General features: G+C 69.4%; 16 protein-coding genes. 8 read left to right on the top strand and 8 right to left on the bottom strand.

The window, feature by feature from the left end; genetic code table 11:
• Positions 1–3 precede the first annotated feature (3 nt).
• Positions 4–714 (bottom strand): ABC transporter ATP-binding protein, encoded by a 711-nt coding sequence (locus AX676_RS01855; RefSeq protein ID WP_066482475.1) that lies wholly within the window; start codon positions 712–714, stop codon positions 4–6.
• Complete coding sequence (locus AX676_RS01850; RefSeq protein WP_066482474.1) at positions 711–1829, bottom strand: ABC transporter permease; 1119 nt, start codon at positions 1827–1829, stop codon at positions 711–713. The genes AX676_RS01855 and AX676_RS01850 overlap by 4 nt, the downstream gene beginning before the upstream one ends.
• A gap of 147 nt (positions 1830–1976) precedes the next feature.
• Between AX676_RS01850 and AX676_RS01845 the strand changes: the two genes are divergently transcribed.
• Positions 1977–2627: a TetR/AcrR family transcriptional regulator gene (locus AX676_RS01845; protein ID WP_066482471.1), complete on the top strand. Its 651-nt coding sequence runs from the start codon at positions 1977–1979 to the stop codon at positions 2625–2627.
• 38 nt (positions 2628–2665) lie between these two features.
• Positions 2666–3001: a hypothetical protein gene (locus AX676_RS01840; RefSeq protein ID WP_156437830.1), complete on the top strand. Its 336-nt coding sequence runs from the start codon at positions 2666–2668 to the stop codon at positions 2999–3001.
• Positions 3002–3100: 99 nt separating this feature from the next.
• On the opposite strand, the gene AX676_RS01835 is transcribed toward AX676_RS01840, so the two are convergent.
• Positions 3101–5593 carry a PhoX family protein gene (locus AX676_RS01835; RefSeq protein ID WP_066482467.1) on the bottom strand — a complete coding sequence of 831 codons (2493 nt, stop codon included), beginning with the start codon at positions 5591–5593 and terminating at the stop codon, positions 3101–3103.
• Between the two features lie 313 nt (positions 5594–5906).
• On the opposite strand from AX676_RS01835, the gene AX676_RS01830 reads away from it, so the two are divergent.
• From AX676_RS01830 to AX676_RS01820, 3 genes are all read left to right on the top strand, one after another.
• Complete coding sequence (locus tag AX676_RS01830; protein ID WP_066482465.1) at positions 5907–6308, top strand: hypothetical protein; 402 nt, start codon at positions 5907–5909, stop codon at positions 6306–6308.
• Complete coding sequence (locus AX676_RS01825; RefSeq protein WP_066482463.1) at positions 6305–6763, top strand: hypothetical protein; 459 nt, start codon at positions 6305–6307, stop codon at positions 6761–6763. The genes AX676_RS01830 and AX676_RS01825 overlap by 4 nt, the downstream gene beginning before the upstream one ends.
• A gap of 71 nt (positions 6764–6834) precedes the next feature.
• Positions 6835–7137: a hypothetical protein gene (locus AX676_RS01820; protein WP_066644403.1), complete on the top strand. Its 303-nt coding sequence runs from the start codon at positions 6835–6837 to the stop codon at positions 7135–7137.
• On the opposite strand, the gene gspD is transcribed toward AX676_RS01820, so the two are convergent.
• From gspD to gspG, 5 genes are read right to left on the bottom strand one after another with little or no spacing between them, the layout of a single operon-like run.
• Positions 7131–9206 (bottom strand): type II secretion system secretin GspD, encoded by a 2076-nt coding sequence (gene gspD / locus AX676_RS01815; RefSeq protein WP_066482461.1) that lies wholly within the window; start codon positions 9204–9206, stop codon positions 7131–7133. The genes AX676_RS01820 and gspD overlap by 7 nt on opposite strands.
• Positions 9207–9216: 10 nt before the next feature.
• Positions 9217–10023 (bottom strand): type II secretion system protein N, encoded by an 807-nt coding sequence (locus AX676_RS01810; RefSeq protein WP_066482458.1) that lies wholly within the window; start codon positions 10021–10023, stop codon positions 9217–9219.
• Positions 10020–10397: a type II secretion system minor pseudopilin GspI gene (gene gspI / locus AX676_RS01805; RefSeq protein ID WP_066482456.1), complete on the bottom strand. Its 378-nt coding sequence runs from the start codon at positions 10395–10397 to the stop codon at positions 10020–10022. The genes AX676_RS01810 and gspI overlap by 4 nt, the downstream gene beginning before the upstream one ends.
• Positions 10394–10852, bottom strand: coding sequence for a prepilin-type N-terminal cleavage/methylation domain-containing protein (locus AX676_RS01800; protein ID WP_066482453.1), 459 nt, complete (start codon positions 10850–10852; stop codon positions 10394–10396). The genes gspI and AX676_RS01800 overlap by 4 nt, the downstream gene beginning before the upstream one ends.
• Before the next feature lie 6 nt (positions 10853–10858).
• Positions 10859–11335: a type II secretion system major pseudopilin GspG gene (gene gspG / locus AX676_RS01795; protein WP_066482450.1), complete on the bottom strand. Its 477-nt coding sequence runs from the start codon at positions 11333–11335 to the stop codon at positions 10859–10861.
• A gap of 90 nt (positions 11336–11425) precedes the next feature.
• On the opposite strand from gspG, the gene gspL reads away from it, so the two are divergent.
• Genes gspL through AX676_RS01780 form a run of 3 tightly spaced genes read left to right on the top strand, consistent with a single transcriptional unit; the run spans position 11426 to position 14531 of the window.
• Positions 11426–12529 (top strand): type II secretion system protein GspL, encoded by a 1104-nt coding sequence (gspL, locus tag AX676_RS01790; RefSeq protein ID WP_066482788.1) that lies wholly within the window; start codon positions 11426–11428, stop codon positions 12527–12529.
• Positions 12529–13008 (top strand): type II secretion system protein GspM, encoded by a 480-nt coding sequence (gene gspM, locus AX676_RS01785; protein ID WP_066482447.1) that lies wholly within the window; start codon positions 12529–12531, stop codon positions 13006–13008. Before gspL ends, gspM begins: the two co-directional genes overlap by 1 nt.
• The gene (locus tag AX676_RS01780) at positions 13005–14531 is read left to right on the top strand and encodes a GspE/PulE family protein (protein WP_066482445.1); all 1527 of its coding nucleotides are present in this window, start codon (positions 13005–13007) and stop codon (positions 14529–14531) included. The genes gspM and AX676_RS01780 overlap by 4 nt, the downstream gene beginning before the upstream one ends.
• The last annotated feature ends 187 nt before the right edge of the window (positions 14532–14718 follow it).

Raw genomic sequence — 14718 nt, 5'->3', positions numbered from 1 at the left:
GTCTTATCCGTGATCCTTCGGCATTTCCTTGCCGTCATGGGTGATGCGGCCGTCCTCCATCGCCAGGATGCGGTCGGCGAGGTCGAAGACGCGGTTGTCGTGGGTGACGATGATGACCGCGCGGTCCTGGGCCAGCGCAACCTCGCGCAGCAGGTCCATGACGCGGCGGCCCGAACGCGCATCGAGCGCCGCGGTCGGCTCGTCGCAGACGACGAGGCGCGGCGAATGGATGAGCGCGCGGCCGATCGCGACGCGCTGTTGCTGGCCCCCCGACAGCTGGCGCGGCAGCTTGTCGGCCTGGTTGCCGATGTTGAGCTTGTCGAGCAGGTCGCGCGCGCGCTCGATCGCCTCCTTGCGCGGTACGCCGGAGGCGATCAGCGGGACGGCGGCATTGGCGGCGGCGCTGATCGACGGAATCAGGTTGTACTGCTGAAAGATGAAGCCGATCGTGCTCAGCCGGAACTTGACCAGCTGCGTGTCGGTCAGCCGATAGATGTCGGTGCCGAACACGTTCACCTGCCCCTCGGTCGGATAGAGGATGCCCGCGATGATCGAGATCAGCGTCGTCTTGCCCGATCCGGATTCGCCGACCAGATAGGTCAGCTCGCCCGACTTCACGTCGACGCTGATGTCGTGCAGCACGCGAATCCTGTCGTCGCCGACCGGGAAATCCTTGGCGACGTGCTCGACGCGAATGGCGATGTCCGCGCTCACCGGAACACCTCCGCCGGTTCGGTTTTGAGCACCTGGCGCAGCGCCAGGAAGCCGGTGAGCAGGATCATCACCACCACCGTGCCGGCGGCGATCAAGGGGATCTGATAGGGGGTGTAAAAGCCCTTGAACGTGTCTGAATTGGTCGCGCCGGAGACGACGAACATCACCGCCATGATCAGGCCCAGCCCATAGCCGATCAGCGCGACCAGCGCCGACTGCGCGGCGACCATCAGCCGGATCTTGCCGTTGGTCACCCCGATCGCCTTCAGCGCGCCGAACTGCTTGATGTTGTCGCGGATGAACAGGCTGAAGGTCAGGCCGACGATGGCGATGCCGACGATGACGCCCAGCGCGACGGTGATGCCGAAATTGATCGGAATGCCGGTGTTCTGAATGATGTAATCGATGCCGTCGCGGGCGAATTGGTCGGACGTGCGGGCGCGCAACCCGGTCTCGCGCTGGATGCGCGCGGCGACGGTGGCGGGTGCCTCGCCATCGACGGCGCGCACCAGCACGAACGACAGCCGGTTGCGCGTGCCGGGCAGGAAATTCAGCGCGTTGGAATAGCGCGTGTAGAGGATGACGGTCGAGGTGAAGGTTGGGTTGGCATCGACGATGCCCCGGACCACCGCGCGCTGATCGTTCAGCTCGAGCCGGACGTTCATCGCGGCCTCGTCGGACGCAAAAAGCTTGCGCCCGCCAACCCCGTCGATGAACACGGCATCGGGCTCGAACAGCGATTCGCGCGTGCCGCGCAGCATCGTGCGCGGCAGGCCGACCAGCGTCGAATCGTCGACGCCGATCACCGACACGGGCTCCAGATCGCCTTCGGGCGTGCGCACATTGGCCCCGGAGCGGATCATCGGCGTGGCCCAGGCGACCCCGCGCACGCCGCGCACGCGCTGCAGGTCGGTAGATGGCATCGGCAACGTGACGTCGGGCGTCCGCCCGGCCGGGTCCATCACCCAGATGTTCGCGGTCGACACCTCATGCACCGCCGCCGCGCCGCGCAGCAGCAGGTTGACGAAGATCGTCAATTGCTGGGTGATCAGCAGCGTCGAGAAGGCGACGCCGAACACCAGGCCAATGAACTTGACCCGGTCCCCCGTGAGCATCCGGATCGCGATCCAGATCGTGGCGACTTTTTCCCCGTTCGCGCGTATAGCGACTCAAAGCTGTACGCTCGCGTTCACATACCCCACAATTAGTGAACGTCAACGTATTGTTTTTTTCGAAACGAAAACGGAGCATGATCCGAGGCAATGGCCGCAGTAGTCGACAAGCCGGGCGAGGGGAAACGAAGCGGGGCGGGACGGCCGCGCGATCCGGCCAAGCATCATGCAATCATCGCCGCCGCGCTGGCGACGTTTCTCGAACGCGGCTTCAACGCCGCGACGATCGAACATATCGCCGCCCGCGCCGGGGTGTCGAAGGTCACGATCTACAATCGCTTCACCGACAAGGAGACGCTGTTCGAACATGTCGTCAAGGCGCGCACCGACGAGATCGAGGCCGCGATCCTGGCCGACACCCCGCGCAAGGGCGACTTTGAAGGGCTGCTCAACGCCTTTGGCCGCAATCTCCTGGGCTTTCTGTTTGATTCCGCGCATGTCGCGCTCGACCGGATGCTGCCGCAGGAAATTGCGCATCTCCCCACGCTGGCATCGCGCTTTTTCGACGCGGGCCCCGGCCAGTGCCGCGAGCGACTGGCGAGTGTGCTGCGCAAGGCAAGGGAGGCGGGGCTCGTGGAAATCGACGACACGGCGCGTGCAGCGGAGGACCTGATGGCGCTGTGGAAGGGCTTTGCCGATGTCGAATTGAAGTTCGGGGTGCGCGACCGGATGAGCAAGGCCGAAATCGAGGCGCGCGTCCGGCATGGAACCGCGCTATTCCTGCGCGCGTATCGACCCTGAGTTTCGCTGCAACGGAGGATGCAATGCGCGGATATTGGATGGCACCGATGCTCCTGATCGCCGGATGCGAGTCTTCGCCCGACGTCGCTCGCAACGACATGACCGAAACCACGCTCAACTATCAGGCCGAAGTGGCGAAGCTGAACGAGGGTCAGCGCAACGGCGTGATGATCCGCGCGATCCGCGATGCCGGGATCGCGTGCCAGGGCGTGACCGCGACCGTGCCGATCGGCAGCGACAGCCCCGGCGTCTGGCGCGCCACCTGTCAGGACGGCGCGAGCCATGTCATCCAGATCAACCCGGACGGCAGCGCAAACGTGGTGAGTGCCGCCGCCGCCGGCGACGCGCCGGCCGCAGGCGCACCCGAAAGCTGATCGCTTACGGCCGTTTGGTGAATCCAAATCGGGCGACGCCGGCCTGGCCGACGTCGCCCGATTTTGTCATGCCCGCGATTTTGTGATGCCGACGTCGGGTCAGTAACCGACGACGCCGCCATCGTCCTTGGTGATCACCACCGTTGCCGAACGCGGGCGGCTGCCGGCCGCCGGGCCGGTCTGGCTCGCCGGCCAGTTGCTGGTGATGTTGGCGACGCTGCCGCCTTCGCCGGGGTGCTGGATGTTGACGAACAGGGTGCGGCCGTCGGGGGTCGAGTCCACCCCGGTGATCTCGCAGCCGACGGGTCCGACCAGGAAGCGGCGCAGCGTCGTGCCGGGCGTGCGACCGATCAGCGTGGTCACGGTCGAGGAGGTGCCGTTCGCCGCGGTGTTGGTCACCGTGCGGCTGGCGCCGTCGCCGACCGTGCCGGGAATGCCGACCAGCATCTGGTTGTTGGTGACATCGGTGAAGGCGCCGTCATCGGTCTGCACCCACAGCAGCGGCATCACCTGGCCCGACGGATTGGTCGGGCGGCCGAACCACAGCCCGTCGGGGCTGGAGAAGTCATTGGTCGCATCCAGGCCCGACAGGTTGATGTTGGTCGCGTCGAGATCCGACCCCGCACCAAAGGCATAGATATCCCAGGTGAAGGTGAGCGCTTCCGACGTGTTGCCGGTTTCGCGCAGGCGCAGGATGTGGCCGTTGCGGTTGCCGCGCGACGTGCTGGGCGGATCGACATAGACGCGCGGGTTGGCCGCATCGACCAGCCGCTGGCTCGACGTCACCGTGTCGCCGGGGACGCGGCGATTGGCGTTGTTGGTCAGCGTCAGGTACATTTCGCCGGTGACCGGATTGACCGCGGTCCATTCCGGGCGGTCCATCGGCGTCGCGCCCAGCGCATCGGCGGCCAGACGCGCGTGCGTCAGCACATCGGCCTGGTCGGCGAACGCATAGAGCGGGTTGCTGGCAGTCAGCGGGCCCTGGCCGAACACCAGCGGACGCCACGCGCCCGTGCCGTCCGCATTGAACACCGCGACATAGAGCGTGCCGTTGTCGAGATATCGGTCGCCGATCGCGAGCCGGTTGGGCGCCTGGGCATCGGCGGCGGCCCAGGGCGTCGCCGACACGAACTTGTAGACATATTCGTTCTGGGCATCGTCGCCCATGTACCAGGCCGGGCGAACGCCCGCGACGAAGCGCGACGGCCAGGCACCTTCATGGTTCATGCGGCCCAGCGCCGTGCGCTTGCGCGGCGTGGAGGTCGGGTCATAGGGATCGACCTCAACGCACCAGCCATATTGATTGGGCTCGTTGCGATAGTCGGCAGTCGCGCTGCTGCCGGTCGCCTGGGCGTCCCATTTGCGGAAATTGGTGTTGGCGGGATCGGCGGGCGTGACCGACGCCCAGCCGTAATTGCCGGTCGTGCTCGTCACCCCGTAGCGGGTCAGCGCGGTCACTTCGCGCGCGGTGCGGCGGGGATTGTCGGCGGCAGCCGGGCGACGGAAATAACCCGCCCAGTTTTCCTCGCAGGTGATGTTGGTGCCCCACGGCGTATAGCCATTGGCGCAGTTGTTGATCGTGCCGCGACCCGCGACGCCAGTGGGCGAGAAGACGGTCTGGATCAGCGCGTTGCCGCGCACGGGACCGTTGAATGCCATCGGCGTGTTGGGCGTGATGCGCCGGTTGAGCGGGCTGGCCTGGACATAGCTCCAGCGGCCGTCGGTGCCGCGCACGACCTCGACGATGCTCAGCCCGTGCAGATCGATTTCGATCGTTGCTTCGGATTCGGGACGCGCCCCGCCCGCCAGCGTGGTCGGGCCATTGGCGTGCAGATATTGCTCGGTGATGTTCTCATGGTTCATCACCAGCAGACCGCGTGTGCTGTTGTTGTCGTCGCGCGCGGTGCCGGTCGCGGCCAGGCCATAATAATAAAGCGCGTCGCCGTGATCGCCGGCGCGCTGCGCGAAGTTGGTGTCGGTGCCGTCGTTGCGATAGGCGGGCACGCCCGCCGCGATCGGATCGCCCATGCGATAGAGCACGCTCACCGAATAGCCGGCCGGCACCGTGACGACGTCGTTGCGATTGCGCGCGACCGACTGGAAGCCGAGCGACGGCGGCGCGACATTGACGGTCGTATCCGCCTGGAACGCGACGCCGTTGGTATTGGTGGCGGTGTAGCGGAAGGTCAGCGGCGTGCTGGTCGCTACCGCCGGCGCGATGAAGGTCGCGCTGCTGCTGTTCGGATTGGCTAGCGTGACGGTCGGGCCCGACACCTGGGTAAAGCTCTGTCCGGTGACGGTGCCGCCGGTCGCCGATCCGGTCAGCGTGACGACGCGACCGGCCGATGCGGTGCCTTGCGTGCCCGCGCTGACGCTCAACGCTTCCGCATTCGCCGTGCTGCCGTCATCGTCGCACGCCGCGAGCAGCGAGCCGCCGAACACCGCGATCGCGGCGGCCGACGTGCCGCTGCGCATCGTGTCGCGGCGCGAATAGCGCCGGGCGACCAGATCGTTCAGCGTTTCGCGCAGGCTGGGGTTGGTGTCGATATCGCCGTCGCTATAGGCAAGGCTGTTGTCGGGCGTGTCGAGCATGGCGTGTCCCCCAGAAGCGAGAATCGCGCCAGCCGGGAATGCGGCGGCGCCGACGCCGGAATTGGTCTAATCTTGCGACACTATGATGTTGGTGAAGCGACAGAACGGTGAACCAAATAAAACATTCGCATGACAGCCTGGCCCGCGGGCGACAAACGCCTTGTGTTCACGGGGGCAGGGGCTAGGCGACGTCGGGATGACGGACGGCGCGCCGCGATCATTGTTCGACCAGTTGGCCGCGCGTCTTCGTGGGCGACCGTGGCGGCGAACGGGCGCGACCGCACCACGCGCGCCAGCGCATCGGCACGCAGCGATGATCGCGCTGCTGCTTGCATCGATCCCGTTCAGTTCGTGGATCGGTGCCGAATGGCTGACGCGGGACGCGCGGGCGGATGTGGCCGCGATGGCGCGGCGGGCCGCGCCGATGCGGCTGGCCCGCGCGGGGGAGGCGCGCACGCGACGCAACCTGGCAAAGTGGGTCGCCGCGCCGCACGCGGTCCAGCAAGTTGATCGTCTGGGCAGCGCGCTCGACGATGCCGACCGCCTCGTGTCGGTCGAGCGCGCTGCCGATGGCATGCTGGCGGTCGATGTGCTGACGGCCGACCCGGCGCGGCTGCGCACGCGGCTGCGCGCCGTACCGGGCATTCCGCCGCTGCGCACCGTGGCGGAGCGACGTGGCGACGGCGCGCTCATCGTGCGGTTCAGATCGCGATGAGGGGTCTCGTATGGGGCATTGCCGTCGCCGGACTGCTTGCGAGCTTCCCCGCCGTGCGCGCGGTGAACGCGCTCGCCACGGTGCGTGCAGAGCGCGCGGCGCTTGCCGCCGAGCTTGCGGCTGGCCCGCCGCGCTCCACACCGCTGGTCGAACCCGGCCGCGCGCGGGTCGCGGCTGGCCGCAAGTCGGCGCAGGGGATGCTGGCGGACGAAACGCGCCGCCGCGCGCGGGCGGGCGGGGTGCTGGTCGAACGGCTGGACGCCGCGACGGGCCAGGACGCACCGGGGTTGGCGGCAATCCGCGTGCGGCTTTCCGGATCAGAAAAGGCGGTCCTCGCGCTGGTCGGCGAGTTGGAGCGCGACCGCCCGGTCACGCGGTTTCGCGCGTGGCGGCTCGCTGCCGATGCGGACGGTCGGCTGACCCTTGACGCGGTGCTGGTCGCGCCATGGCGATGAAACGCGATCAGCCCCTGGCCCTTGCGCCGGCTCGCCACAGGGCGCCCGCCCCACCGATCCGTATCGTCCCAATGGCGGCCGAGGCGACGCCCCGCCTGTTCAGCCGACCCCTGTTCGCGCCCGATCGATCGGTAAGCGGCGACGGGGTCCCCGCCGATGCGCCCGCGCTGGTCGGCGTGGTTGGTCGAATCGATCGCGACGCGGTGGCACTGGTGCGCGAAGCCGGCGGGACGGGTGCCGCGCGCGCGCTCGCGGTGGGGGAGTCGATCGACGGGTGGCGGCTCGTGTCGCTGACGATCGACGCCGCCTATTTCGAACGGGCGGGCCGGCGCGCGCGCGTGCCGCTGCCCGGCGATCCCGCCGTCGATCAGTAGATGCCGTCGATTTCCAGCGTCAGCCGGGGTGCCTTGCGCCGGATCAGCAGGCTTTCGCGCTTGGTCAGTTCGGCCTCGTCGCGGCGCAGGCGATCATAGCGGCTCTGTGCGGCGGTGGTCGCATCCGCGCCGTCGCGAATGATCGTCGGCTTCAGGAAGATGAACAGCGACCGCTTTGTCCGCGATTCGCGCCGCGCCTTGAACAGCTCGCCCAACAGCGGGATGTCCCCCAGCACCGGCACCTGACTGCGCGACGACCGCTCATCGTCGGAGATCAGACCGCCCAGCACGATCGTCGATCCGTTGTCGGCGAGCACCTTGGTCGTGATCGAGCGCCGGTTGGTGATCAGGTCGGTCGCGTTCTGCACCTGGACGGGCGCGATCGACGATGCTTCCTGTGCGACCTCGAGCTGGATCGTGTCGCCGGCATTGACGCGCGGCAGGATGCGCAGCTTGATCCCGACATCGCGCCGTTCGATGGTTGTGAACGGGTTGACGTTCGCCCCTTCGGTCAGGATCGATCCGGTGACGAAGGGCACTTCCTGGCCGACCGTGATCTCGCCGACTTCGTTGTCGAGCGCCATGATCTGGGGCGTTGAGAGCAAATTGGCCTTTTCCGAAGTGCCGAGCGCCTGGACGAGAATCGAGAAATCATTGCCGAACGCGACGTTGCCGGTCAGCCCGCTGCCCAGCAGCGCGCCCGCCGGCACGCCCAGCGCGGTCAGGATGCCGCCGAGCGAGGGCGAGCCGGTATTGCTGAACGACGTCGCCGCCCCCTCGACCTGATCGAGCACCGCGCCGCTGGTGCCGAGCTGGATCGCGAGCTGTTCGGCATCGTCGCCGGTGATTTCCGCGATCGCCGCCTCGATCAGCACCTGCGGCCGGCGCACGTCCAGGTCGGCGATGATCCCCTCGACCGATGCGATGGCGGCCGGCGTGCCGCGGACGACGATGCCGTTGATCTCGGGCGCGGGCTGGACCGTCAGACTGGGGGTGGAAAAGCCGGCCGGCGTCGCTGCGCGCCCGCCGCCGCTTTCGGACGGGAGCGTCACCGATCCCCCCTGCGACCCGCCCTCGCCGTCGCCGACCGCGTCGCCCAGTGCGGCCTGCGCCGCCGAATTGCGCGCGATCAGGTTGGAAACCGCCGCCGACGGCCGGTTGACCCGTCCGGCACCGCCCTGAAGGCTGCGCGCGACGGGGTTGGTCGCTTCCGCGTCGATCCCCAGTACGCCGCGCAGGATTTCGGTCACCGATTCGGCATCTGCATAGTTCAGCCGGAACAGGCGCGTGCGCGGCGTCGCGCCGCCGGGCGCGTCGAGCACCTGGGCGATGCGCCGCGCTTCGGCCACCGCTGACGGTGTCCCGCGGACGATGACCGTGTTGCTGCGCGCGTCCGCGGCGATGCGCGTCGTGCCCGCGCCGTTGCCTTCGCCCAGCACCCCTTGCAGCGACTCGGCGACCTGCGCCGCATCGCCGTTCTTCAACAGGATGGTGGTAAAGGTCGACCCGCCGCCGCCGTCGAGCGAGCGTGCGACCTGCTCGACGCGGCGCACATTGTCGGCATAGTCCGTCACGACGATCGCATTGGGGCTGGTCAGCGGCTCGACGCTGCCAAAGCTCGCCACGAGCGGACGGACGACCCGCGCCGCGTCGGCAGACGACACGTTCGCCAGGCGAATCATGCGGGTGACCAGTTCCTGGCCGCCGCTCGACCGCGACGGGACCCCGCCGTCGCGAATCGCGTTCGCCTGGGGCACGATACGCCACGCCCGGCCGGATCGCACTGCGGCAAAGCCATTGGCGCGCAGCACCGACAGGAATAATTCCCACGCTCCCGTCGCCGTCAGCGGATCGGCGGACGTCACCGTCACGAGCCCCTTCACATTGGGGTCGAGGATCAGCGTGCGGCCGGTGATGCGCGAAATCTGGTCGGCGACATCGGCGATTTCGACCCCGCGCATGTTGACGACAATGTCGCGCGGCTCGGCGGCGGTCTGCGCCAGCACCGGCTGGAGCGCGACGGCGCTCAACGTCAGGGCGGCGATGGCGGAGCGGATGGGTTGGCGCACGGGTGCAACTCTATTCCAGAGGGATCGTGATCGTAATCTGTTTGCCGTCGCGCAGGATGTTGACCTGCGCCTGCCCCGATTCGACCGCGGCGGCAAGCGCGGATTCGGCAGCTGCGGGGCTGCTGAGCGATGCGCCGTTGATCGACTGGATCACGTCGCCGGGCCGCATCCCCGGCGGCGCGGCGCTGCCCACGGCGAACCCGTTGGCGACGGGGCGCGCGTCGAGGCGTTTCATTGCCTGCATGACTGAAGCCGAGGCCGGGACGGGTCCCGGCGCGCCGCCCGGCCGCGTCGGCGCGGGGGCGGCGGTCGGCGCAGCGGGCGCGGTCGCGGCGGTGCCCGCAGCCGGGCCGGACGCGCCCGGGGTCAGGTTCGGGAAGGCAAGAAACTCGGCCCGACCGGCATTGTCGATCAGCACGCGGTCGCGCAGGATCCCGGTGATCGTGGTGCCTTCCAGCCCTTCACCGACGTGAAAGGCGCGCGCAGGCTGGCCGCCGACCTCGATGAACGCCGCGGCGAGGTCCGGCGACTGCGCGGCGATCACGCCCTTCAGCACTGCCGCAATGCTCGTCGGCTGGCCCGCTTCGGCGACGGTGGCGGCGGTGCCGAACGGCGCGAGCGCCAGGATCTGGCCGGGATCGACGGGCGCGCTGACCGCACCCCGACCGCCCGGCACGGTGATTGCGCCGGTGCCGGCATGGCCGGCAATCCGCCAGGTCAGTCCGGCCAGCGCGACGGCCACCGAAATCACCATCAGCGCCGTCAGGATATCGAGCGTAGTGCGAATCTGGCGCGAGGAGAGCGGAAACCCGGTCACGAGGCCGCACCTGCGACAAAGCCGTCGAGCACGGCAAGCGAAGATTTCTCCCCGCGCGCGAAAACCTCGATCCGCACCCGATCCACCTCGGGGTCGCCGGTGCGGCGGCGATCGACCGTGACGCGCCACGGCTGGCCGAGCAGGTCGACTTCCCCGGTATTCGCTTCCGGCAGGCCGAGCTCGAGCTCCGCCAGCCGATTCTCCGCCACCCACATCGCCGTTGCCCGCCTTTCCAGCGCGCGGGTGGAATCGATATGCGTTTCGACGGTGCGCACCAGGCCGACCGTGGCGATCGCCAGGATCGCCAGCGCGACGAGCGCCTCGATCAGCGAGAATCCCGCCTCCGGTGCCTCCGACGCGCGACGCGGTCTCATCGCCCGGTCGCCGGCCGCGCGGTGGCGGTCAGGCCGTCATAGGTCACGCGCCACCGCTGGGCGCCGCTGGCGATCGTGGCGGACAGCTGCGCGCGGCCGCCGTCGATGCCCAGGATGATCGGCGGGGGCTGGTCCAGCGTGACGACGATCCCGTCCGGCAATTGGTGAAAGGCGAGCGCACCGTCGGTGCGCTGCACCCAGCCGTTGCCGCTGTTGATCGCGAAGCCGTAGCCGTCCTTGGCGGCGGTGAACGCGACCATCCGATCGCCCAGCATCGCGTCGTCCGCGGCTGCCTGGATTCGCCCTGCCAGTCGGCGCGCCTCCGTCTCGACATTCGGCGCGCGGGTCGCCGCCCCGATGCCCAGCGTCACCGCGCCCGCCATCACCCCGATGATCGCCAGCACGATCATCATCTCGATCAGGGTCAACCCGGCTTCGGCGTGGCGTACCCGCATCGGCGATCAGTTCCGCGCGCCGCCGATGTCCGCATCCAGTCCTTCGCCGCCCGGCTTGCCATCCCGCCCGAGCGAGATGAGCGAAAAGGTCGTGCCGTTGGATTCGTAGGCATAGGGATTGCCCCACGGATCGACCGGTGTCTGCGACAGATAGCCGCCCTCGGGAAAGCTTGCCGGCACCGGTGGCGTCGCCGGCCGGACCGCGAGCGCCTTCAGCCCCTGCGACGTCGTCGGATAGGTGCCGTTGTCGAGCCGATAGAGCTTGAGCGCGCCCGAGATGCTCGCGATGTCCGTCGTCGCGGTGGTGACGCGCGCCTGATCCGGGCGGCCGATCACATTGGGGACGATCAATGCCGCCACGAGCGCGATGATCGCCAGCACGACGATGATCTCGACCAGCGTCAGCCCGGCCTCGCCGCTGCGCATGTGCGCGGGACGCTTGCCGTCGCCCGTGCCGGGTGCCACGGTGTCATCGACCAACATGTCGTCGAATTGTCTCAAAACTATGTGCATCCCCGTCCCATGCGTTCGATGAATGAAAGCAATGTTACAGCCGGGCTTCCCGCGGCGGCGATGACCACCGTTCGACACGAGCGCGCAGCCGGCCCGGCCGACGGCGTGTGGACGCTGGCGGACGGGCAGCCGAGCATAGTCGATCCCGATGGCCCCGCAACCGTGCTGGTGCCGAGCGAGCAGGTCCGCGTGATCGCGGTCGACCTGCCGCTGCGCAGCCGCGCCCGCCGGCTGGAGGCGCTGCCCTTTGCGGTCGAGGACCAGATCGCCGATCCCGTCGACAGCGTCCACCTGGCGCTGGGGGCATCGATCGGCGACCAACGCTATCTGGTCGGGGTGGTCAGGCATGCGGTGATGGCGGCCTGGATCGCCGACCTCGAAGCGGCGGGGCTCGACCATGCGGCGCTGGTCCCCGATGCGCTGGCGCTGCCGCAGGCGGCCGACGGCGGCTGGACGGTCGCGCTGGCCGATGGCAGGGCGCGGGTGCGCACCGGCGACGGGGCTGGCTTCGCGGTCAATCCAGGCCTGCTCGCCGCTGCCTGGGATCGGGCGGGGCGGCCGGCGATTTTGTCGCTGGGCGACGCGCTGCCGGGCGCGATGCAGGACGCGGCGCCCGCGGTTCCGGCAGCGGGCGAGACGGATGCGCTGGCGGCGCGACTGCAGCGTCCGCCGCTCGACCTGCGCCAGGGCAACTATGTCCGGCGGGTCCGGATCGGCGGCACCGGTCAGTGGCGCCGCCTGGGCTGGATCGTCGGACTGGGCGTGGCCGCGCACACGCTGATCGCCGTGGCGGATACCGCGATGCTTCGCGTGATCGCCGATCGTCGGGAGGCCGATACCCGCGCGCTCGTCGCGTTGATGGCGCCGGGCGCGGTCATCAGCGAGGATGTCGCGACCGACGCGACCCGGATGTTGCCGGTGCCGCAGGCGCGTGAGCGGTTCCTGCCCCTGCTCGGCCGGGTGTCGGCTGCGCTGGCGCCCGTAGCGCCAGAGCTTTCGGTGCGCGCGATGCGCTTTGCCGGGACGACGCTGACCGTCGAGCTCGACGCGCGCGAGGCCGGGCTGGCCGAGCGGGTCAACGCGGCATTGCGCACCGCCGGGGTCCGCGCACAGGCGACCGCAGGGCCCGACGGCCTGGTCCGCATCGTGGCGGAGGGCGCGTGATGGCCGTGTGGCGCGAACGCCTGTCGGGCCTGTCGCTGTGGTGGGCGGGACTATCGTTGCGGGAGCGCGTGCTCGTTGGCGTGCTCGCCACGCTGCTGGGGCTGGCGGTCCTGATCTACGGCGTGGTGAAGCCGCTGCAGGCCGCGCGCGCCGATGCGATCGCGGATATTCGGGGCTTCGAGACGCTGAACGCCCGCATCCGCGCGGCGGGGACGCTGGTGACCGCGCCGCAGCCCCAGGCCGACGGGCCGATCGAGGCGCAGGTCGCCGCGGCTGCCAGCCGCGCGGGCGTCAGTGCTGCGATCGTTCCGGCCGGCGGCGGCGGCGCGCGCGCGACGATCGCTGATGCGCGCTATGACGCGCTGATCGCGTTCCTGGCCGATGCGCGCCAGTCGAGCGGGGTCGGGATCGCCCGCGCCGACATCACGCGCCTGCCGACAAGCGGCCATGTCGCCGCGACGATCGAGTTCACGCGATGACGTCCGCCGATCCGCTCGCGCTGACCGAGCCCGCCGCCGACGAAGCGCCTGCGCCTGCCGCCGCGCGCCTGCCCTACGCCTATGCGCGCCGCCATGGCGTCGTCCTGTCCGCGGACGATCGGGGACCGGGCTTCGCATGCCGTCATCGCGCCGACGCGCCGCTCGAGGCGCTGCTGGAGGTCCAGCGGATCGCGCCCGATGCGCGGTTCGAGGAAGTCGACGCCGCCGTCTTCGATGCGGCACTGGGCGCGGCCTATGCCGAACGCGCCGGGGCTGCGGCCGAGTTCGAGATGGACGAGGTCGATCTGGCGGCGCTCGCCGACAGCGCGGCATCGGTCGACGACCTGCTCGATACGCGCGACGATTCGCCCGTCATTCGCCTCATCAACGCGATCCTGCTCGAAGCGATCAAGGAAGGGGCGTCCGATGTCCATGTCGAGACGCAGGAACGCCGGCTGGTCGTGCGCTTCCGCATCGACGGGGTGCTGCGCGACATCGTCGAGCCGCAGCGCGCGCTCGCGCCGCTGCTCGTCAGCCGCATCAAGGTGATGGCCAAGCTCGACATCGCCGAACGCCGCGTCCCCCAGGATGGGCGCGTCACGCTGCGCATCGGCGGCCATGATGTCGACGCGCGCGTCTCGACCATCCCGACCCAGCATGGCGAACGAGTGGTGATGCGGTTGCTGGAGCGTGGCGGCATGACGCTCGACCTCGCCAACCTGGGGATGAGCGAGCGCGACCGCGCGGTGTTCACCCGGCTGCTCGAGCGGCCCAACGGCATGTTGCTGGTCACCGGCCCGACCGGATCGGGCAAGACGACGACGCTCTATACGGCGCTCACCCGGCTCAACGACCGCAAGCGCAACGTGATGACGGTCGAGGACCCGATCGAATACGAGCTGCCCGGCATCGCGCAGACCCAGGTCAATCCGCGCACCGACATGACCTTCGCCCGCGGCCTGCGCGCGATCCTGCGCCAGGATCCGGACGTCATCATGGTCGGCGAAATCCGCGACCAGGAAACCGCGCAGGTCGCGGTGCGGTCGGCGATGACCGGGCACTTCGTGCTGTCGACGCTGCACACCAATTCGGCGGTCGGATCGGTCACGCGGCTGATCGACATGGGGGTCGAACGATATCTGCTCGCGCCGATGGTGGTCGGGCTGGTCGCCCAGCGGCTCGTGCGCAAGCTGTGCACGGATTGCCGGCGGCAGGATGCGGCGGGCGAGGGCGATGTCGCGCTGCTCGGCGGGGGTTTGCGCGTCGGCGAGCCGGTGTGGCGCGCGGTGGGATGCGATGCATGCCATGGCGACGGCTATCGCGGTCGCGCCGGTGTCTATGAGGTTGTCGCAGTAGAGGACGCATTCCAGGCGATGATCCATGACGGTGCAAGCGAGGCGGAGCTGGAGCGCGCGGCGCGCGCCGGCGGCAATCCCGGCCTGATCGACGATGGCGTCGCCAAGGTGCGCGCCGGGCTGACCACGGTCGAGGAAGTTGCCCGCGTCGTGCGCGAGGACGCCTGACGCCCCTGTCCGCCGGATCGCCGAGGATCAGCGCGGGTCGGGCGATAGTCGAACTCGACCGCGCCGGACAGGCCCGTCCCGGCGACCCTCACCCGATATCGCGCGCCCGGGCGCAGCGGAGCTGCCCCGTCGCTGCCGAAGTCGGCGGGGGGGATGCCATAGACAAAGACGTTCACGCAGGCGGTGC

The organism is Sphingomonas sp. CCH21-G11 (assembly GCF_001555965.1).
Classification (GTDB): domain Bacteria; phylum Pseudomonadota; class Alphaproteobacteria; order Sphingomonadales; family Sphingomonadaceae; genus Sphingomonas.
This window is presented reverse-complemented; position numbering and strand designations above follow the sequence as displayed.